Below are 21,574 nucleotides of genomic sequence, written 5' to 3' on the forward strand. Positions count from 1 at the left end.
AATCAACACTGATAAAAACTAAACGATGAATATCCATACTTTCTTGTTTCCATATAGTAAATCGAGTCGTCCATTTTCCGTGTGGAGGGATGTTCGATGACCAGTAGCCCCCCATTAGTAAGCAATTGATTCCCTAAAATAAGGTTTGCCAATTCAGGAAGTGCCGGTAAGTCGTACGGAGGATCTGCGAATATAAAATCGAACTGGTCTTTACATAAATTAATAAATTTCAACGCATCAGCTCGCCGCGTGTGTATAGACTCAACCTTCATCTTTGCCGCTGTTTCCTTTATGTATTGCAAACATTTAAAATGTACATCGACAGATTCTATGGAAATTGCACCACGTGATGCAAGTTCAAAACTGATGTTACCTGTTCCTGCAAATAGATCAAGGCAAGTACAGGTTTCTAGTTCTAACCGGTTTTCCAAAATATTAAATAACGCTTCTTTAGCAATATCAGTGGTCGGTCTCACCGGCAAATTATTGGGAGGAGACAATCGTAGCCCACCAAGCCTTCCTCCTATTATACGCATAGCGAATAATCTGTCATTAAGTTCAACTCGTTCAGTTTCGTGGCAACAGATTCGTCATTCGCATGAAAAGCAGATTTTATTTTTATAAATTCGATATGTTCGGCAAATCTTCCCAAAGCTTGGAGATACGAATGTTCATTATGTATACCAGAAACAAGAATCTTTTGAACGGGAGCCTGTAGATCCAAGGACTGGCATGTGTTCAGCAAAAAATAATAAAGGTCGTCTAATGTTTCTATGTCGAAAATATTATAAAATTGAAATACGCCATTCTTGAAAACAAAAAGCTCCACCTGTGTGTCTTTGAAGTGCGCTCCCAAAATCTCACCTTGCAACGGAATCCGGGATTGGGCCTCACCTAAAACGAGTTGAAAATCTGCTAAAAAATGAGCATTCGGAAAAATAGCTCGCCATCTATTGTACAGCAACAAATCATATTGGTATATGGCCGTAACTCCTAAATTAGGTATCGAATAATAATGCGTACGTTCTGAATATTCGTCCAATAAAAAATCTTGGTAAAGCGCGCTATCCTCCTCGGTATATACATCTGTTGGAATAAACGACAAACTCTGTACAGGTAATCCGATAAAGACGTGCTTGAAAGGCAAACCCAATAGCTTCATCGCCTCGGCATCAGGCTCATTTGCAGCATAACTGTAAAGTACAATGACCTCTCCATTGTCGTCCACAACCAGCAAAGTATCCACCAAAAAGTCGGTTTTTACAAGCAGTTTATATTGAGCTATATAATGTAAATGGAAATTTTTCGACGTATACTTCATTGTTTTTTTACTGCCTTTTGGGTAATTCGTTTGATGAACAAAATTAGCTTTTACAATTGATTTGACCAACCTTTTAAATAACTTTGGCCATGCGCATCCAAAATCTGCTCATCCAACAATTTTCTTGGCAGCCTACGCAGCAGCAAAAAGAGGTATTTGCTCTTTTAGAAAGCTTTTTGACGACTTTCAATCCGTCTTCTTGCTGTTTGCTTAAAGGGTATGCTGGAACGGGCAAAACAACGATCATAAGTGCGTTGGTGAAAACAATGCCCAAATTAGGACGAAAAGTGGTCCTGCTAGCTCCTACAGGCCGAGCCGCGAAAGTCATGAGTCATTATTCTGGAAGAAAAGCGTACACCATCCATAAAAAAATCTATCGAAAGAAGTCTGCGGCCTCGATAGATATGGATTTTATGCGCGCTGAAAACCTACACGATAATACACTATTTATTATCGATGAAGCATCCATGATTTCTGACGATGGTGTTCAATTTTTTGCGAAAAGTCTGTTAGATGATCTCATTCAATACATTCAGTCGGGCGATCGATGTACACTCATGCTTGTTGGTGATACCGCGCAGTTACCTCCTATAGAAATGATAGAGAGCCCAGCGTTAGATCCCGACCATTTAGCATCAAACTATCATTTACACGTATTTCACTACGAATTAAACGATGTCGTACGACAAAAAAGATCTTCAGGAATTTTAGTGAATGCGACACGAGTGCGAAACGATATCAACTTGGAGAAACAAGATAGTGTTCTCCCTTTTCCACAACTTCATACCAAAGGATTTAATGATATATTTCGAATGAATGGGGATCGCCTTTTGGAAGGTCTACATTATAGTTATGATCGATTTGGAATCGAGAATACCATTGTTGTTTGTCGTTCCAATCGATCGGCAAACTTATATAATCGGCACATAAGAAACCAAATACTTTTCCGTGAAGAAGAGATAACCGGAGGAGATCTCATCATGGTGGTTCGAAATAACTATCATTGGCTTCAACAGCACGATGAAAGAAACACGGGTTTTATTGCCAATGGGGATTTAGCAAAAGTAAGAAAAGTAAGTAACATGCATGAACAGCACGGTTTTCGATTCGCTGATATATCTCTTGAATTCGTGGATGACGACGAGTTAGAACCAGTGGTATGTAGGGTATTACTAGACAGCATCTATGTAGATGCTCCAAATCTTCCGCTTGAACAACAACGCCAGTTGTACAATTCGATAGCATTAGATTATCAATATATCACTGCAAAAAAAGATAGATTGGATGCTATTAAAAAAGATCCTTACTACAACGCATTGCAAATCAAATTTGCATACGCCATAACTTGTCATAAAGCACAAGGGGGGCAATGGCCGTGCGTATTTGTAGATCAAGGCTACCTAAACGACGATATGTTGAACACCGATTTTTTACGCTGGTTGTATACGGCCATTACTCGAGCAACCGAACAATTGTTCCTAGTTAATTTTAATCCTAAGTTTTATGGAGAATAAACAGAAAGACCAGCTCCATTTTCTCAAAGTGGGCATTCGTACCTTTCAAGCCAAACAGTTCGATCTAGAATTCGTCACGGCTCATGGGTTTACTTGCACTACGTTGCTAAATTACACGTTCCATACTGATATACAAATCTCGTTTCGAGCGGCTTGGCTATTAGAGCATGTTTCTTTGAAAGAACCGACATGGGTTCCCTCCATTTATACGAATTTAATCTTTCGGCTACACGAACAGAAAAATTGGGGGACAATACGATGCCTTACTAAAATCATTATGCTTGCTACAACCAAAAAGTATAGTGCCATCCATCAACCTGAACAGGATAACGTTTTACTTGAGCAATGCTTCAAATGGATAATTGACCCCTCTTGCCCAGTAGCCGTCATCGTTAATTGTTTAGATATCTTACATCAAGTCAGTAAGAGACACGATTGGGTGAAAGAAGAACTTGTCGCCCAAATAAACCACCTCTTGAAGAATCCCACACCAGCCTTGGCGAGCCGGGCTAAACGTATACTAAAACGTATACTTTAGACCCAAGTACGTCAAATTGTAAACATCACCTTTTGATCCCACCGTATAAGCATCTAGCTGGTCCCCAGCCGCAAAATTAAATTGGCTGTTTAAAACAGCACTCCAATACCCTTTCCCTACCGTAGAATACTTATTAATTGGCATGGATAAGCCCACGTTAAACACCGGCCATAATAGGTCACGTGTGGGCGTCTTATATTTTCTGGTCGTATTTCCAGCTTCATCAGTAACTTCTTCCGCTTCTCCTCTCCCTGACGGGCTATCCACACCATATCCTCGATATAACTTATCATATTGATTGATTATTCCTCCAAATCCAATGCCGGCATAAAGACCGCGGGCAATCAATGTTGGAATAGAAGGTACTCTGAAATCCCTAGCTTCGTCCACAAAGAATAATCCAGGATAGACAGTGACATTCAACGTCCCCGCGAGGTAATAATTCTTTACATACCGGGCGTCTCTCTCAGCGGTAGCGCTAAGGTTGCTTTCCTCGACATCGTAGTTTTTACCATATGAATTGAGCATGCCAAATTGTCCCTCTATGCCTGCAAACAACCCTTTATAAATTTTATAATCACCTTTTAACACGCCAGCGAAGCCGACATTCCGACCATAATTAATATCCCTGTATAGTAAGGTCGGTCCGATTCCTGCAGTAATATTAAATCGGCCATCGTTATTTATTTTCCCTAGTGGAGGACATTTTAACTGTGCTGAACATACCAACGAAAATAGGATAAACAATAATGAGCAACCAAATAGCTAGACGTACAATCATAAGTATATATCTTCTAATTAAAAAAGTGTATTTCCTCGATTTAAATTTATTTTTCCCAAATGCCTATATGCCATGTCGGTGCACTCCCGACCGCGGGAGGTTCGCATAAGATATCCTTCTTGAATAAGAAAAGGTTCGTATACCTCTTCGATGGTACCTTCATCTTCACCCACCGCTGTTGCGATCGTTTTCAAACCAACAGGTCCGCCTTTAAACTTCTCGATAATTGTAAGCAGTATGCGGTTGTCCATTTCATCCAGTCCATTTTCATCTACATTCAGTGCATGTAATGCGTATTCCGCAATAGGTCTATCGATGGACCCCGTCCCTTTTACCTGCGCAAAGTCTCTAGTCCGACGCAACAGTGCGTTAGCAATACGGGGTGTTCCTCTACTACGACGGGCGATTTCATAAGCTCCTTCTTCAGTGATTGGCGTACTTAATATAGATGCAGATCGTAAGACAATAGTAGTTAGAAGTTTAGCATCATAATACTGAAGTCTGGAGTTAATTCCGAAACGGGCTCGTAAAGGAGCCGTTAAGAGACCGGAACGTGTAGTTGCTCCAATTAATGTAAAAGGGTTCAAGGAGATTTGCACCGAGCGCGCATTCGGTCCAGTTTCTAGCATGATGTCAATCTTAAAATCTTCCATGGCAGAATACAAATACTCTTCTACCAAAGGGCTCAAACGGTGTATTTCGTCGATGAATAGCACGTCGCCCTCTTCCAGATTGGTTAGCAAGCCCGCCAAGTCTCCCGGTTTATCCAAAACAGGACCCGACGTAATTTTAATTCCCACACCCATTTCGTTGGCGATAATATGGGACAGCGTAGTCTTGCCTAACCCTGGGGGGCCGTGCAATAAAACGTGATCCAGCGCTTCGCCCCGCAATTTAGCGGCTCGCACGAAAATAGATAAATTCTCTAAAATCTTTTCTTGCCCTGTAAAATCCTCAAACACTTGCGGACGCAAGACTCTTTCAATGTCTCTGTCAGCAGGGTTTAACTTTTCAGGATTAGGATCAAGATATTCGTTCATACGTATTATTTTAAACGTAATCTAAAGAAATTAATTGTACTTCTTAAATAGACTTTCCAATTTTAATTGGATAACCCCAAAAAACGCTTCGCGAAAAATGCGCGTACTCATCTTAGAAACACCCTCCGTTCGGTCGGTAAAGATAATAGGTACTTCCGAAACATTAAATCCATATTGAATAGCCTTAAACTTCATTTCGATTTGGAACGCATAACCGACGAACTTGATTTGATCTAATGGGATTCTTTCAAGTACTTTTCTAGAAAAACAGACAAATCCCGCGGTAGCATCTTGAATAGGTATACGCATAATGAAACGAACATATACAGAGGCAAAATAGGACATCAATACACGGCTCATCGGCCAGTTTACTACATTCACTCCTCTAATGTATCGGGATCCAATGGCCATGTCGGCGCCTTTTAAACAAGTATCGCGTAAACGGATGAGATCTTCCGGGTTATGACTGAAGTCAGCATCCATTTCAAAAATATAATCGTATTGTTTCCCCAGCCCCCACTTGAACCCATGTAGATAAGCAGTACCCAAACCTAACTTCCCAGCTCGCTCCTCCAAGAAAAGACGGCCGCCAAATTCTGTTTGTAACTGTTTCACGATACTTCCTGTTCCATCAGGCGAACCATCGTCTACGATCAGTACATCCAAAGGAATAGCTAGCGAAAATATTTTCCGGATTATTTTTTCGATGTTTTCTTTTTCGTTGTAAGTTGGGATAATAACTAAGCTGTCCGCCACGTGTGTTGAAATTAAGATCGTCTAAATATACAGATTATTGCTTATGATCTCCGGTAAAACAAAGATACATTCACGGAAAGTTTAGTTTACACCATTCATCAACCGCTTAATAAAAGGCGACAAGATTATCATAATGAAACCAGCGGCAACAGAGTACAAAGCAAGCTGTTGATAACCTGCAGTATAGGCCAAAAGTTTGTCGAACAGAGAAGCATTCTCGTCTGGTGACGACATTCCAGCGCCGAGTAATCCTGCAACATACTGACCGTAGGCACTAGCTAGAAACCACAATCCCATCATCATACCACCCAGGTGTTTTGGTGAAAGCTTCGTGATCATCGACAATCCAATCGGAGACAGACAAAGTTCGCCGATAGTTACCGCAAGATAAGCCAACGTAAAAATATTTAATGATGTTTTCCCATGGGAATCCGCAAACCAACGGGTTCCGAAAAAGATATAATATCCAATAGCCAAAAACAGAAAGCCTAAACCAAATTTTATGACCGTGTTTGGTTCCAGCTTTCTTTTAGCCATGCCAAGCCATGCCAGTCCGAGCAAAGGACTAAACAGAATTACAAATAAGGAATTAGCTCCATTATTGACAACATTTGGATCGATATGGAAGAATAATAAACTGGTATTTAAATTTTTATTTGCAAAAAGCGCTAGAGATCCACCAGCCTGCTCAAATATTGCGAAGAAGAGAATCGAAAAGAGAATGAGCACTAAAGCCGCGATAAGTTGTTGGCGCACCTTTCCTTCTTTTTCTTTCAGCATCTGAACAAAAAAATACAGCAATGCTAGTGGCCCAATGATATACATAAAGAGATCTGTATAACGCGTATTATTTACCATAACAAAGATCAATGGGATACAGATCAAAGCACCGATGTAGACCATGATTTCCCGGCTTAATTGCGCGCCTTTCGACAAATTTGCAATGGGGCTATTGCCAATTGGCCCTAAGTATTTCTTAGTGAAGGTAAAAATTACTAAGCCTATGCACATAACAATTGCTGCAGCCAGAAAAGCGAGGTTCCAGGAATGTTCTTTACCGAGCCATACACATAATGCCCCACCCAGTAAAGCTCCGATGTTGATCCCGGAATAAAAGACGCCGAAACCGGCGTCCCGTCGGGCATCCCCCTCTTTGTATAGCTCCCCGACCATGGATGATACATTTGGCTTAAAGAAGCCTGTACCAATAATCGTTAAAGCAATGCCAAAATAAAAAAATTGGTGCGGGTCAATTGCGATTAACCCGTTACCCAGGATCATGAGGATTGCCCCGAATGTTAATGATCGTTTAAAACCAAGTATTTTATCTGCAAAAATTCCCCCTACAAAAGTAAAGGCATACACAAATGCCTGTATGGCGCCATATTTTAGATTGGCATTCTTTTCCGAAAGCAACAGCTCATTAACCATAAAAATAGCTAAAACGCCACGCATACCATAGAAGCAAAATCGCTCCCACATCTCAACTAAAAAAAGATACCACAGTTGTTTAGGATACTTTCCTCCGAAATTCTGGATTTGCTCTAACGAGATTTGTTTTGACATAAATTTTATATACGATAATTTTGTCTTTATTTTATTCCGTGCATCAGCCTTTTAATCAAAGGATTCAACGCCATTACTAATAGTCCGGCTGCGGCCGGAATGACCGTGAACAGGAAAAAGAAATGACTAAGTGAATAATTTTGTTGGATGGTTTCAACTTGTCCGCCGAGAATGGCTGCAAGTTTTTGTGCGATCGCAATCGCCAAATACCACATGCCAAACATAAAAGCCAACATGCGTGCTGGTACCAGCTTTGAAACATACGATAAACCGACAGGAGAAATAAAAAGTTCGCCCAGCGTATGAAATAAGTATGTCAAGACCAGAAAAATCATAGAAACTTTTACACCCGGTCCAGCACCAATAGAGCCACAGCCGATAATAAGATAACCAATCGCAACGAGCAAGAGGCCAAAACCGTATTTCATAGCCGCCGAAGGATTATATTTTGATTCCCAAATCTTGGATACCGAGGAAGCCAAGGCTATAATAAAAAATGAATTCAACGTTGAAAACCAAGAGACTTTGATAGCGGATATTTCTGCCGTAAACTCATTGTACAACATCCAAATTCCTGCTCCCCATATCAGTGAAAAACATAGGAATAAGATCATATTTGACCAAGCTATTTTTTTCCAAGTTATCAGCGCTAACTTAATAAGCACCCAGGATATAATAATTAGAGGCACAATAGTCAACAACGTATTGACGGTATTGAAAATAATAAGGCTTGCTCCACTCAGTTCTCGATCTACGTAATCACGGGCAACAAGAACAAGGGAAGTCGCGCCTTGTTCGAAACTCATAAAAAAGAATATCAAGAAAAATCCCAACAGAATGACGCCGTACATACGGTCGCGAACTACCTTAGCATAACGACGTATTCTGGTAGTAATCAAGACAAGAAACAACACCAACGCAACCAAAACCATCATATTCTGTCCCCGAAACGCCGGCGTGTCCAAAAAAGCAAATACGTCTAACACATTATTTTTTGAAAGTGGATCGTTAAATGCATATACGAATCCAATGGCACCGACCAGGATCATTAATAAAATGTCAATTCCTGTAAATCGGTTGTGCTTTGTTTCTCCTTCTTCTAACTCGCTTTCTTTCTTACCTCCATCAATTGCCTTTGTTCTATTTAGAATTCCTAAGTTTCCTAAGAGCGGGCCTGCCATCCAAAATTGTATGGTTCCCAAGAACATAAAAATACCTGCTAGTCCGAATCCCCAGTGCCACCCCTGTGTTTCTGCTAAATATCCACACAGCATCATACCAAAGAAAGCCCCCGCATTGACACCCATATAAAAAATAGTATAAGCGCCGTCTTTCTTTTCAGGAAGGTGTTTATACATTTCTCCGAGAATGGCGGGCATATTGGGCTTGAAAAAACCTGTTCCAATTACGAGGCAAGCGAGGCCGATAAAAAACATGAGCGGAGAGTCAAATGCCATCGACGCGTGCCCCATTGTCATGATAGCCGCACCAATGATTACGGCAGCTCTCGAGCCAATGTATTTATCTGCTATCACTCCTCCGAATATGGGTGTGATATAAAGTAACATGGCATATGTTCCATAAAGTGCACCAGCCTGCTCGGCAGTCCAACCCCACCCAGGATTAGATCCCAAAACAGAAGCTGTTAAAAATTGAATAAGCAACACGCGCATTCCATAAAAAGAAAAGCGCTCCCACATTTCAGTAAAAAACAGAACAAACAGACCTGCCGGATGTCCTAATACTCTTTTTTCATTCGCTTCGCCGTGGAGGGAAACCGAAGAATTTTCTATCATACGCCTGAGATTAGATGCCAAAATTAAACAAATCCACGAAAATTAAGGACGATATACATAAAAAATGCTCGTAAACTGGTACGAGCATCCTTATATGATCTATCTCTTATTAATTTATGCCGTGCATCATTCTCTTTAACACCGGACTAAAAAGCAATAATAGCAAGGCTGCTCCAATTGGTAATCCGGCTATAATCAGAAAAAAGGTAGACATTGAATACATCTCCGTAATGCGATCGATTAATCCGCCACTCCATCCGGCAAGCTTGTTCGCAATGGCGGATGCTAGAAACCAAAAACCGAAGATCAATCCTATGAATTTTTTCGGAGAAAGCTTACTCATGTAAGACAATCCAACTGGCGACACACATAATTCTCCAGTAGTATGAAAAAAATATGCCAAGATCAACCATATCATGCTCACAGATGCTGTAGCTGCCCCCTGCGGGATACTCATACTGCCATAGGAAAGAGCTAGGAATCCGACTCCGACAAGAATCAGGCCTAAGGCAAATTTAATCGGTCCCGATGGATTCCAGATACGTTCCCAAAACTTGCTAAATGAAGAAGCCAATGTTACAATAAAGAATGCATTTAAGATCTGAAACCACGCCACGGTAACCTCTGTCACATCAGAAGTAAACTCACGATGTATTTTCCAGATTCCTAACAACATAATAGAAAAAAAGGATATCATCGTAAAGATAATTGTCAAAGGATACTGTTTGATTATTTTTCCAGCCAACTTTGTCAATACATATGTTACTACCAAGATCGGAAGCAAGGTTAATGCTGCGTCTACCCATTTAAAAGTCGTTCCAGCGGTTCCTTCTAATACGCGTTGTGTATAATTTTTTGCAAAAATCGTCATCGAACCGCCCGCTTGTTCAAAAGCCAGAAAAAAGAACACACTGGCAATAACTAAAACAGCCACAACGATAAGTCGGTCTTTTACCACATGGGCGGGCAAGTTCACGTCAGCAGGATCCTTATGTTTTTCAACAAGCTCTTTTGGAGAATCTCCAATTACGCCAAATATGCGCTGTCCAAAATAAAACTGTAACATGCCGAAAAACATGAAAACACCGGCGAGTCCAAAACCGTAGTGCCAACCAATTTTTTCACCTATATAGCCACACAAAAGAGATCCTAAAAAAGCACCCGCATTGATCCCCATATAGAAAATGGTATATCCGGCATCTTTTTTCGCACTATTATCTGGATAAAGCTGGCCAACCATAGACGAAATATTTGGCTTAAATAAACCATTACCTAAGATCATTAAACCTAAACCTATATAAAAGAAAACTTTAGCCTCTCCTTCTAAAGCCATGGACGCATGCCCCAGTGTCATGATTAAAGCGCCAAGAAGAATTGCTTTCTTATATCCCGTTAGACGATCTGCGATCATCCCGCCAATCAAGGGAGTAGCATACACCAGTCCGGTATACCATCCATATAGCTCCATTGCTTCGGGGTTTGTCCAGCCCCATCCCTTATCAGCTATTTCTGTTATTAAGAATGTCACCAATAGAGCCCGCATACCGTAGTAACTAAACCGCTCCCACATCTCAGTGAAAAATAGCACAAAGAGGCTTGCAGGGTGTCCCATCACCATCTTGTCGTCGACGCTCTGTTTGGCCAAGTGCGCCACCAACGATTCATCTTTTTGTTCAATCATATTTTTAAGTTGTTATAGTTATCGCGGATACCTAGTATTTTAGGTTATTAATACCCATTCGTTTGGTATCTGCACTACAAAGAAAACAAAAATTCTAATTTTTCTTATAGTGTCGGTATATTATAACCCACTCTTCTTACCCGATGTTGCCTGTCCGGGTTGCACCAAGTCGTCCCTATTTCCACGTTCTTCATTCTGAAACGGCACGTCCTGTTGTAATATGAGTTTTCCGTTCTTAAGGAGATAAGCATCATAACTTAAGTCGGGACCATAACGGCTATATTGTCCTTGTAAGCTGGGGTCTGCGGGTACAATATGATCAAATACGATACGGGATTTTTGTTGATCATACTTTAAATACATGGACAAGTCGCGCGCAAAATTGAAAATTTTTCGGAACATAGTTGGACTGTCTGAAAAGATCGCTCCACCTAGCACAAACGAATTCGGTTCGCATTGTAAAATTTCAATTACCTTCTGCGAATAGTTTGGAGCATGCCCCTTCCAACCTAGCAAAGCATATCGATTCCCGGTCAAGGGAACAATCGAATAATATTGGGCTCCATACCAAACAGATGGCGTAAGCGCTTCTCCTTCAGGGTCATTAATTTCGAATGTCTTATCAAGTAGTGGAACTAGCTTAAGCGTTCCATCTTCCGTATGGGATTGGATAGCACCATAATACAGGTAGGACCCGTCATGCAGTGGGATGTTCCAAGAAAATATACGGAATCGACTATCGGGGGACATAACCACAGAAATCATGTCCAATTGGTCAAAATTATATAAAAACGAATGGCGCTCCTTGAGCGAGGCGACCAATGTTTTTACAAAAATGAAGTTTTTCTCTAATCGCTTCGCTTCCGCTTTGTTTTCATACATTTCTGTCCCAAGGCGAATCAAGCTGTCTTGCCATGTATTCATCTTATAAAGATTCACCTGTGCTATGGTCTGACAAGGCATACCTACAGCGGCAAAAACACTAAGCGATAAAATCAAGAAAAACTTCATCTATCGTATTTTATAATCTTCGTCTACAACGACTTGTAACGCTCTAAAAGCTTCTTGGTCGCGATAATACCGTCGACTTCAGACAGGGTAGATCCTTCGTATTCAATACCGACAAACCCTTTAAATCCGGCATTTTTGACAATTTTCATCATACGCTCATAGTCAATCTGTGTCTCATTTCCCTGCGCGTCAAAATCATGGGTTTTCGCACTTACACCTTTAGCAAACGGCATAAGATCCTTTACACCCTGATAGCGATCATATTCATAGAAATTTCCAAAGTCAGGCAAACTGCCACAATTTTTTTTGTTGACCGTTTTTAAGACATCCGATAGCCAATCTCCGTGCGACGAAATGCCCCCGTGATTTTCCACGATGACATTTATTTTCGCTTTCTTACCGTAATCCGCAAGGGTACTTAAACTTTCGACAACTTGCCCCTTCACCTGCTCTGGCGTCCCTTTTCCAGCAGCATTAACGCGGATAGCCTTACATCCCAAAAAAGCAGCAGCATCAATCCACTTGTAGTGGTTTTCCACAGCTTGCTTACGTTTTGCAGCGTCTTCGTCACCCAGATTCCCTTCACCATCTATCATGATCAAAACGTTTGTTACACCATTGTCTTTTGCTCTATTATTAAGTTCCTTCAAGTACGTTGTTTCTTTAGCTTTATCCTTAAAAAATTGGTTCACGTATTCCACACCGTAGATACCGAACTTTTTTGCCGCCAGTTCAGGGAAATCGATATTTTTTAAATCGCCTTTAAAGAGCGTTTTATGCAGGGACCACTCCGCAAGCGAAATGTCAAACCATGCTTTTTTTGCTGCAAATACATCCAACGAAGGCGCTAATGCGAGGCCTGCGGTTGCAAGACCGAAATTTTTGAGAAAAGTTCTTCTTGAGTTCATTAATGTTAGCTTTAATTAAATATTCGCCCACCCAGCCGTCAGCACATCCGCAATGTGTTTCGTCTTGATGGGAAGTTGATGTTTGTCAATATACGCTTGTAATTGCAATAGACATGAACTATCGGTAGATATGATATAATCCGCCTTCACCGTCATTGCATGCTGCACTTTTTGTTCCGCCATAGCTGCCGATATTCCTTCGAATTTAACAGCAAAAGTCCCGCCAAATCCGCAACATGTTTCTTGATCACGCATAGGAAGAATCTCTAACCCTCCTACCTGTCCCAGCAGCTGCCTTGGTTCATCTTTTATTTTGCATTCTCTCAAAGCAGAACAAGAGTCGTGATAAACCGCTGTGCCAACCAATTCAGCCCCAAAATAATCTTTTTTTAAAACATTTACCAAAAAATCACTCAATTCATAAATATTCGATTGCACGCTGCGACATCGGTTATGCTCTATCGAGTTTGTAAAAAGATCATCATACCCATTCTTGATCATTCCTGTACAAGACGCTGAGGGGGAAACAATGTAGCAGTCATCCGAAAAATCGCTCAGAAATTTTAAACCTATTTTTTTTGCTTCGTCCCAAAAACCTGCATTGTATGCGGGTTGTCCACAACAGGTTTGATTCGGGTTGTAACCAACTTCGCAACCGGCCTTTTGCAATAACTTTACCGTATTAAAAGCGGTATCCGGATAAAGTTGATCTATAAAACAAGGAATAAAAAGTTCTACGTTCATACAGTCATAGCCTTATTGAATCGTAGCAAACGCCCCAGTAAACTACAACCAATGATAAAAAAAATGGACAAAAATAGCGCTGAAAACCGAATATTATGTGTCAACTGCTCAATAAGCGCAAAGGATATTAGCCCCATCACGATAGCTAATTTTTCCGTCACATCGTAGAAACTAAAGAATGAAGTGGTGTCCCTAATGTTTTCCGGAAGAAACTTGGAATAGGTGGATCGGGAAAGAGACTGAATTCCCCCCATAACAAGCCCCACTACGCACGCTAACATATAAAATTGTATTTCAGAATGAATGTAGAAAGCCACGATACAAATACCTACCCAAACCAGGACGACCGCGATCAACACCTTTATATTACCAAAAACGGCAGAAAGTCGGGACATTAAAAATGCTCCTAAAATAGCAACCAGCTGAATTAACAAAATGGTAATAATCAACTTTGAGTTCTCCAATTGAAGTTCTTTTGCACCAAAAGCAGCTGCCACGATCATAACAGTCTGCACGCCTGCGGCATAAAAGAAATAAGCAGGCAAAAACCGCCGTATTCGCTCCATTTTCTTTATTTTGCGCAGAACGATCCTGAATTCAAGAATCACCGTCCTCCGTAAGCTCTTTGACGCGCGCACATCAGAACGCTGATTCCGGGGTAGTGCGCGAAACGGAATCGCCGAAAATCCGGCCCACCATAATCCAACCAACAAAAACGAAAGTCGGGGTGCGAAACTCGAATCAGTGATTCCGAACCACTCGGGTTTTAAAATGAATACCAGACATATTATTTGTAACGTAACACAGCCTACGTAACCGTAGGCAAACCCTTGTGCACTCACTTTATCTTGGTATGCCGGTGAGGCAATCTCCGGGAGATACGAGTTGTTAAAAAGCACACCACCGATATATCCCATAGCCGCTAACCCGAATAAAATAATCCCCATCTCCAGCGTTTCCAATTTAAAAAAGAAAAGCCCCATGCAAGCCAACGCTCCAAAGTAAGTGAAGAACATCATAATCTGCTTTTTCCTTCCTTGCACATCGGCATAGGAGGAAATAAATGGCAGACAGACGGCCATGATCAAATATGCTAACGCCAATGTGAAATTGGAAAGCGCCGTATTGATTACTTTCATACCAAAAAAAGTAACTTCGTCGCCATGTGCCGCTGTCGTCGTAATCGCGGTGTAATACGCGGGAAAAATAGTTGATGTAATCACCAGATTATAGGCTGAATTTGCCCAGTCATACATGGACCAAGATCGTATCAACCGCTTATCGTTTTTTGGAACAGCCTGCATAAATCAAAGCGAATATACCAAGTTGGCTAAAGATTCAAAAGTTAAAATGAAAATAGCCAACATCCTAACCTAATAATGTTCACGGATAAACGTCATAATACGAACCATTTCCTTTCGTATCGAACTTTCAGATCCTAAAAAATTTGTATTTAGAAAAGAAAAAGCAAGATTTCTACCCGATCGGGTTAATAAAAAGCCACTTTGGTTATGGACTGCATGGATCGTCCCGGTCTTCGCCCAAACGAATGGTTCTCCGCGATCCAATGCATATGCTCGTTTAAGAGTTCCGTCTACCCCTCCTGTAGGAAATAGCCTATGGAGTTGCGCCGCGTCAGGTATCATAGCGCGAATTAGGAGAAGGATTTCGACCATACTCCGCGGAGTCACTTTATTGTAAGTGGATAATCCGCTTCCGTCTACCAACGTAATCTCGTCTGTAAATGCGCGGTGAAACTCGCGTTGCATTTCGTGACGCAGTCGAAGCGTATGAAAATCTCCATACCGTACCAAAGCCGACATAAGTTGCAGCTGCTCCGCCAAAAAATTGTCACTCGGAAGCATCATTTCTCGTAGCACGTCCTTTGTAGACGTTGAATACACCGTTTTAAAATTAGCAGGTTTGCTATAATTAATTCGCGTCACATTTTTACGGAGTGTATCTTGAAGTAACTGCACAAATAGCTCCTCTGAATATCGAAAAGGCTTTTCGTTTACATAATGGCGAGGTGGTCTATTCGCACTTTTTGTAAACCAGTTACGGTCAAATACTCGCGTCAGTGTAAATTTCCCCTCTCCATTGTAAACTGTCTCAACGGCCTGTTGGAAATAAGATGGGCTGCATTCAAGTTGACCGTTCCGTTCACGAAAAGTTACGACGTTTCCGTAAATCGGAAACCCACTTAGTTCAGGTTGATAATATTCGTCATAATCTTCAATCGCCCATCCTTTACGATAAAAAGCCTCTTCCATTTGCTTACTTGGCGCATAAAAAAGTTTCTTATCGCTATTTTTTAGAAATTGATACACACGCTTGGAATCCAATCGATTATGCAGAAACGTAGGATCTCCCGTTCCCCAAAAGATCAACGAATCACCACGTTCGATATAATGAAGTCCGATGATTGAATCTCCAAGCGACTGAAGGGCGGTATGCAACGTAAATATCTTCGCATTCGACGCCGGGGTAAAGTATTTTTCCTCGTTTATCCCCAATAGAAACCGGTTACTATCCAAGTCATACAAACAAAACCCAAAAAAATGTTTCGCCAATATGGGGGACGTTTCCAACTGCCTTCTCAACGGTGTTATATCAATTGTCTGAGCATAGAGCGAAGAAATCGTAAAAACTGTAGCACATAAAGCGAGAAGTCTTTTCATGTGGTAAACATACAAAAAGAGACGCAAAAAACCCTCGTCGTTAGACAAGGGTTTTTTCAGGTATTACCATCACCTAATACCCTTCATTTTGAATAAGTGCTCCACTACTTCTATCTATCTCAGACTGTGGAATAGGAAAATATGCATTATGGGTATTGAACACGATGCCTTTAAACGCAGGCAATAAACCACCTTCAAATGCAGAATATTTCTCGATCGTTTCTTTAGCAAGCCCCCATCGCACTAAATCGTAAAATCGGTGCCCTTCCAGCGCCAGCTCCAGCCTCCGCTCCATGTAAACTGCTTTTCGAGCATAGTCTGCACTAGGAAACGACGGGTACGGCTTCACCTGATAATTTGCGGCATCTTTGCCGTTAATTTGCTTATGCGGCAATTTTGCGGCGCGAACCCGAATCGCATTTACGTAAGCCAAGGCTGTTTGAAGGTCGCCTTGCTCAATCGCACATTCCGCCGCCATTAAAATGACATCGGCCAAACGCATGATATTGACATCAAGCCCCGTAATGTATGCCTCTCCAGGAACAGCATGAGCGGCAAATTGGCTTTTATTGATCATCGTTTTAATCCCTACAAATGGTCCCGCATAGCTTGCCATGCGTATCCAAGCATCGCCGGGCATTATCCCGTAATCCAGGTATGGTACCCCCCTTCTGCCTACAGTATAGTCCAAACGAGGGTCAATGCGCAATGTTTGATCCACCTTATACGTCTCTTTATCATCCTCGGCAAGTCCCATATCGGATTTATAAGGCGACTGTTGATAGGATCCATCTAAATAAGGTAAACCATCTTCATTTACTTTATAGGCATTAACCAAATCTATAGAAGGCTGATAAAAACCACAACAGCCCACAGGCGACGTCCCGTACAAACCGCTAAGCATATCACCGACATTCGCATTATCGCCCGAACCATTTGGATTAATAGCGTGCTTTGCTACCAACAATGCTTCTGGACCATCCTCAGTTTCGACATTGAAATTGTTTTGGAATGGCATGGTCGTAATGTCTTTTGCGCCGATGACGTCTTTGAATAAAGGTAGAGCCAAATCGTACTTTTTATCATACAAGTAGACTTTGCCCAAATAAGCTTTCGCACTCGTTTGATCCATCCGCCCTTTTTCACCATTAATTTTTTCAAGAGGCAGGCTTTCGGCTGCAAATTTCAAGTCTTCAACAATTTTTGGATAAATATCCACTTCATTTGACAATACTTTTGCATCATCTATTGAAACATTTTCATCCACCCAAGGGACATTTCGAAATACGCGCCACAAGTAAAAATAGTAATGTCCGCGTAACATCCTGGCTTCTGCCTCAATCTCCGTTGCCCTTGCTGAACTGATGGTTTTGTCCCCGTTTTGGTCTTCCTTTAGAACCCGGAGAGTGGTGTTACACCGCATTACTCCTTCAAAGTAAACCTGCCACATGGTCGATAAATTATCATTTGCTGGATTTGGCCGCAACAATTCGATAAGATTCATGTTTGGTTGATCAGTTTCTTCGGAGCCTTTGTGTGCATTATCCGAAGCCACTTCTCCAAATAACCATTGACTCGGAGCCGAAGCGTAATTCCCCCAAGTCCCGCTGACATTTCCATTTAGAATGCCGTACGCGCCGAGTAAAAGAGCCTCGACTCCTTCATTATTTGTAATTTGATCTTGCGGCAGTTGTGCTTGAGGATTCTTTTCCAGAAAATCTTTACTGCAACTAGACAGCGCGATACACGTGGATAAGATTGCTATATATAAATTATTCTTTTTCATGATATGATATATTATAGTTAAAAACCTAAACTTACTCCAAATGTGTATTGACGAGCTTGAGGATATACACCAAAATCTACACCGAGGGCGGGATAATCACTTGAAGTCGCAGTCACCTCAGGATCTAATCCGTCATATTTCGTAATCGTGAAAACATTTGCGACGCCGAGATACACGCGAAGTTTACTGACGGAGGTGCTTTCTCCGAACAGGTTTTTTACCGGAACATTATAGCCCAATTGCATATTTTTTAATTTAAGGAAACTCGCATCTTGCACATAATAGGAAGATGAGGCATACTCAAATGCCGATGCATTTACTGTAGGGGAAGGAGTTGTGCTTGTTGGGTTGTCTTCACTCCATGCTTCAAGCAGGCGGGCACTTTTCTGCCCCGAAAACACACTAAAATCCGTGAAATATCGTGTCGCATCATATACTTCATTCCCCTGTGAACCATAGAAATACACAGAGAAATCAAAATTTTTATACGATGTATTGATACCTAATGAGTAAACAAAATCTGGATGAGGAGATCCAATCACTGTCCGGTCGGCATCGTTAATAACCCCATCACCATTCAGATCTTCAAATTTTAGTCCACCTGGACGGGCTCCTGCGTAGGACGGCGAATCAGAAACATCGGAATCACTTTGATAAATTCCTGCTACTTGATACCCATAAAACGCGCCAAACTGTTCCCCTGGTTTCAGTATCGTCGTCTGCATGCTTCTAAAATTCCCATAGATTTGAGAGGAAATGGAAGGTGCAAGCGCTTCCACAGTATTTACATTTCTAGAAATCGTTCCAGCCAAATCTAGTCGAAAATCGCTTTCCTGCCGATGACCGTAATGATAGCCCAAAGCCAATTCCACACCTTTGTTACGCATATTTCCTACATTCACATAGGGCGATTCTGCTCTACCGACGGCTGCTGCCGGCAACGGAACTCGGAACAACATATCCTTAGTTTTCTTATCGTAGTAGTCAAACGCTCCATCAAAATCTCCATTAAACAATGTAAAGTCAACCCCAAGGTTCAGGGCATTGACCTGTTCCCATTTCACTTCCGGATTTGCATATGATTTTTGCCAAATTCCTGTCTTTACCGGCCCGTTTATCGGGTAAGACGATTCGTTAATGATCGATGCATACCGATTCATATATTGAAAGGATGGTATGCGTTGATTTCCCGTTACACCATAACCTACCCGAAGTTTCAAGTCCGAAATCCATTTAGCAGAGCTCATGAAAGCTTCATTCGACAAGCGCCATGCGCCACTGATACCGGGAAAAACACCATATCTATTCTTTTCCCCAAAGTTTGACGATCCATCCCGACGTACCGTCGCACTCAGAATATATCGATCATCATAACTATAATCTACTTTTCCGAAGATCGAAAATAGAGCCCCCAAAGCTCCGATCCCTGTATTCCCGAAATTGGAGGTTCCGGCGTCTAGATAAAAGTAATCTAAACTATTTAATATAAAGTAACCATTCCTGTTAGCGGAAATGTCTCGAGAGCGGTTATCTATAGCTTCCGTTCCTGCTAATATATTCAGATTATGTTTATCAATAACTTTCCTCCAATTCAATGTATTCGTCCATGTCCATTCCGTGTTGTATCCAGCATATTCCCGAAAGCTATTATTAAAAGACCCTTCAGAAAACTCCGGATTCGGGTACGTGATATCTACTCCCGTGTAGTTTTCGTACTTTATACCGAAACTTGTCTTAAAGGTTAATCCGTCTAAGAGATCGTATTCTGCGTAGGCATTTCCGAAGAACATGTTGCTCTTATTGACATCATCTTTACCGCGATATGCCATCGCTACAGGGTTTTGCCCGTTTCCCCATCCTCCTTTTGAGCCCGCGAAGTTTCCACCCTCATCGTATACGGGAATTATATTTTGAATGCGAAACGCAAACCCCAATAAACTACCTTCTTCCATATAGCCGCCGGCTGTGTTCGGGTTTACCCCCACACCGAAGCCTTTCGTATACCCATATTGTAGATTTTCACCAAACCTCAACTTTCCATTAAAAGCTTTAAAAACGGTATTCGCACGTACATTAAATCGTTCAAATCCGCTATGGATAATTGATCCTTTTTGTTTCAAATGGCCCGCCGACATCGCGTAGGTCGCATTTTCTCCTCCCCCGGTAGCGCTCAATTGGTAGCTTTGGGTGGGCGCGTTCTGAGACAGTTCTTTAAACCAATTTGTACCTGCTTTATTCGCCTTTGTAATCTGATAAAAGGTGGCAGCATCCCGTGAATAGTTGTATTTCGACATATCCACATCTGCCGGAGTTATCTCACTGTTTTTTTCTCGACCTAACGCGCCCGCGAGTAAATAATCCGGTAGAGCTAGATTCGTGCCGTTTAGCCGATTATTTAAATCATACACTTGCTGCGGAGTCATCATTTTTGGAAATGTATTTTCCCGGGGTGTTTGAAGGCCTACATAGGAATCAAAGGAAATTTGAGGCTTTCCTTGGACGCCCGATTTTGTTGTAATGATAACCACACCATTGTTTGCTCTTGATCCGTAAATTGATGCGGCAGAAGCATCTTTTAATACCTGCATGGATTCAATGTCATTTTGATTCAGCCAGCTAAGCTTTCCTTCAAACGGCACGCCATCTATGACGTAAAGCGGTTCATTGTTATTAATCGTACTATATCCACGAATCTTGATCTGAGGTGTCGATCCCGGTGCTCCGTCATTTACAATTTGAACACCTGTTGCTCGTCCTTGAAGAGCCTCCACGGCAGAAGCTACAGGTTGGGCTTTTAATTCTGCAACATCTACGACAGCGACGGAACCGGTCAAATCTTTTTTCCGTTGCGCGCCATACCCGGTAACCACCACTTCTTCCAAGTTGCTATTATCCGGCTGGAGATCTACAGTAACGCTTGCCGTACTGGACTGGACAGTCAACCTACCCGCCAGGTATCCAATAAAGCTGACTTCAATTACGTCATTTGGAACCGCCTTTATTTCAAAAACACCATTTTGGTCGGTAGATGTTGCGCTTGACTTTCCGACTACTTTTACCGTAACACCAGCTAACGGTGTCTTCGTGTTGGCATCAACAACGGTACCACGAACTGTTTTTTCTTGCTGGTCCTTAACTATCGGGATCAAACCAGCATGTTTGGTTCCAAACGCAGTAGCAGCGAAAACGTCCTGATGGAGGACGAGCAATGCGCCGGTAATCCACAGCGCCTGTTTGAGATGTTTTTTTTGGGCAAAGGAATGGCACCCAGAAAAATTTGTAAGTTTTTTCATGGTGAAAGCAAAAAAAGGTTTACAGTATTAGTTTATTTGATTAGATTGATTTTTTGCGCATATGCGCGCTTGAGGTAAAAGCATTTACGTCATAAGAAATTCGTTTACAATGTTAGCAATAGTCTTGTCACATCTAAATTACGGAATCGTTTGCGAAA

17 protein-coding genes are annotated in these 21,574 nt (G+C 41.6%); 2 read left to right on the forward strand and 15 right to left on the reverse strand.

What is annotated here, in order from left to right; genetic code table 11:
• Positions 1–2: 2 nt before the first annotated feature.
• A complete protein-coding gene (rsmD, locus tag ACFSR5_RS05095; RefSeq protein WP_380901373.1) occupies positions 3–536 on the reverse strand; it encodes a 16S rRNA (guanine(966)-N(2))-methyltransferase RsmD in 534 nt (177 codons plus the stop codon).
• Positions 527–1,321, reverse strand: coding sequence for a DUF3822 family protein (locus ACFSR5_RS05100; RefSeq protein WP_380901375.1), 795 nt, complete (start codon positions 1,319–1,321; stop codon positions 527–529). Before ACFSR5_RS05100 ends, rsmD begins: the two co-directional genes overlap by 10 nt.
• 89 nt (positions 1,322–1,410) lie before the next feature.
• Between ACFSR5_RS05100 and ACFSR5_RS05105 the strand changes: the two genes are divergently transcribed.
• Together ACFSR5_RS05105 and ACFSR5_RS05110 are read left to right on the forward strand one after the other, a co-directional pair.
• On the forward strand, positions 1,411–2,835 hold the full coding sequence (locus ACFSR5_RS05105) for an ATP-dependent DNA helicase (RefSeq protein ID WP_380901377.1): 1,425 nt from the start codon (positions 1,411–1,413) through the stop codon (positions 2,833–2,835).
• Positions 2,825–3,373 (forward strand): hypothetical protein, encoded by a 549-nt coding sequence (locus tag ACFSR5_RS05110; protein WP_380901379.1) that lies wholly within the window; start codon positions 2,825–2,827, stop codon positions 3,371–3,373. The genes ACFSR5_RS05105 and ACFSR5_RS05110 overlap by 11 nt, the downstream gene beginning before the upstream one ends.
• On the opposite strand, the gene ACFSR5_RS05115 is transcribed toward ACFSR5_RS05110, so the two are convergent.
• From ACFSR5_RS05115 to ACFSR5_RS05175, 13 genes are all read right to left on the reverse strand, one after another.
• Entirely contained in the window at positions 3,356–4,120 is a 765-nt protein-coding gene (locus ACFSR5_RS05115) for a hypothetical protein (RefSeq protein ID WP_380901381.1), read from the reverse strand. The two genes, ACFSR5_RS05110 and ACFSR5_RS05115, sit on opposite strands and share 18 nt — an antisense overlap.
• Before the next feature lie 51 nt (positions 4,121–4,171).
• Entirely contained in the window at positions 4,172–5,194 is a 1,023-nt protein-coding gene (gene ruvB / locus ACFSR5_RS05120; protein WP_380901383.1) for a Holliday junction branch migration DNA helicase RuvB, read from the reverse strand.
• A gap of 30 nt (positions 5,195–5,224) precedes the next feature.
• Positions 5,225–5,950: a polyprenol monophosphomannose synthase gene (locus tag ACFSR5_RS05125; protein WP_380901385.1), complete on the reverse strand. Its 726-nt coding sequence runs from the start codon at positions 5,948–5,950 to the stop codon at positions 5,225–5,227.
• 81 nt (positions 5,951–6,031) lie between these two features.
• Positions 6,032–7,516, reverse strand: a complete 1,485-nt coding sequence (locus ACFSR5_RS05130) for a peptide MFS transporter (RefSeq protein ID WP_380901387.1) — start codon at positions 7,514–7,516, stop codon at positions 6,032–6,034.
• 26 nt (positions 7,517–7,542) lie between these two features.
• Complete coding sequence (locus ACFSR5_RS05135; protein ID WP_380901389.1) at positions 7,543–9,312, reverse strand: peptide MFS transporter; 1,770 nt, start codon at positions 9,310–9,312, stop codon at positions 7,543–7,545.
• Between the two features lie 109 nt (positions 9,313–9,421).
• A complete protein-coding gene (locus ACFSR5_RS05140; RefSeq protein WP_380901391.1) occupies positions 9,422–10,993 on the reverse strand; it encodes a peptide MFS transporter in 1,572 nt (523 codons plus the stop codon).
• Between the two features lie 120 nt (positions 10,994–11,113).
• Positions 11,114–12,004: a hypothetical protein gene (locus ACFSR5_RS05145; protein ID WP_380901393.1), complete on the reverse strand. Its 891-nt coding sequence runs from the start codon at positions 12,002–12,004 to the stop codon at positions 11,114–11,116.
• A gap of 23 nt (positions 12,005–12,027) precedes the next feature.
• Complete coding sequence (locus tag ACFSR5_RS05150; RefSeq protein ID WP_380901395.1) at positions 12,028–12,912, reverse strand: TIM barrel protein; 885 nt, start codon at positions 12,910–12,912, stop codon at positions 12,028–12,030.
• A 15-nt stretch (positions 12,913–12,927) separates the two neighbouring features.
• The gene (locus tag ACFSR5_RS05155) at positions 12,928–13,656 is read right to left on the reverse strand and encodes a (Fe-S)-binding protein (protein WP_380901397.1); all 729 of its coding nucleotides are present in this window, start codon (positions 13,654–13,656) and stop codon (positions 12,928–12,930) included.
• Positions 13,653–14,960, reverse strand: coding sequence for an MFS transporter (locus ACFSR5_RS05160; protein ID WP_380901399.1), 1,308 nt, complete (start codon positions 14,958–14,960; stop codon positions 13,653–13,655). The genes ACFSR5_RS05155 and ACFSR5_RS05160 overlap by 4 nt, the downstream gene beginning before the upstream one ends.
• Positions 14,961–15,029: 69 nt before the next feature.
• Positions 15,030–16,337: a D-alanyl-D-alanine carboxypeptidase/D-alanyl-D-alanine-endopeptidase gene (locus ACFSR5_RS05165; RefSeq protein ID WP_380901401.1), complete on the reverse strand. Its 1,308-nt coding sequence runs from the start codon at positions 16,335–16,337 to the stop codon at positions 15,030–15,032.
• A 73-nt stretch (positions 16,338–16,410) separates the two neighbouring features.
• Complete coding sequence (locus tag ACFSR5_RS05170; protein WP_380901403.1) at positions 16,411–18,123, reverse strand: RagB/SusD family nutrient uptake outer membrane protein; 1,713 nt, start codon at positions 18,121–18,123, stop codon at positions 16,411–16,413.
• Positions 18,124–18,140: 17 nt separating this feature from the next.
• A complete protein-coding gene (locus ACFSR5_RS05175) occupies positions 18,141–21,416 on the reverse strand; it encodes a SusC/RagA family TonB-linked outer membrane protein (RefSeq protein ID WP_380901405.1) in 3,276 nt (1,091 codons plus the stop codon).
• Between the last annotated feature and the right edge of the window lie 158 nt (positions 21,417–21,574).

It is taken from the genome of Sphingobacterium suaedae (assembly GCF_042684625.1).
Classification (GTDB): domain Bacteria; phylum Bacteroidota; class Bacteroidia; order Sphingobacteriales; family Sphingobacteriaceae; genus Sphingobacterium; species Sphingobacterium suaedae.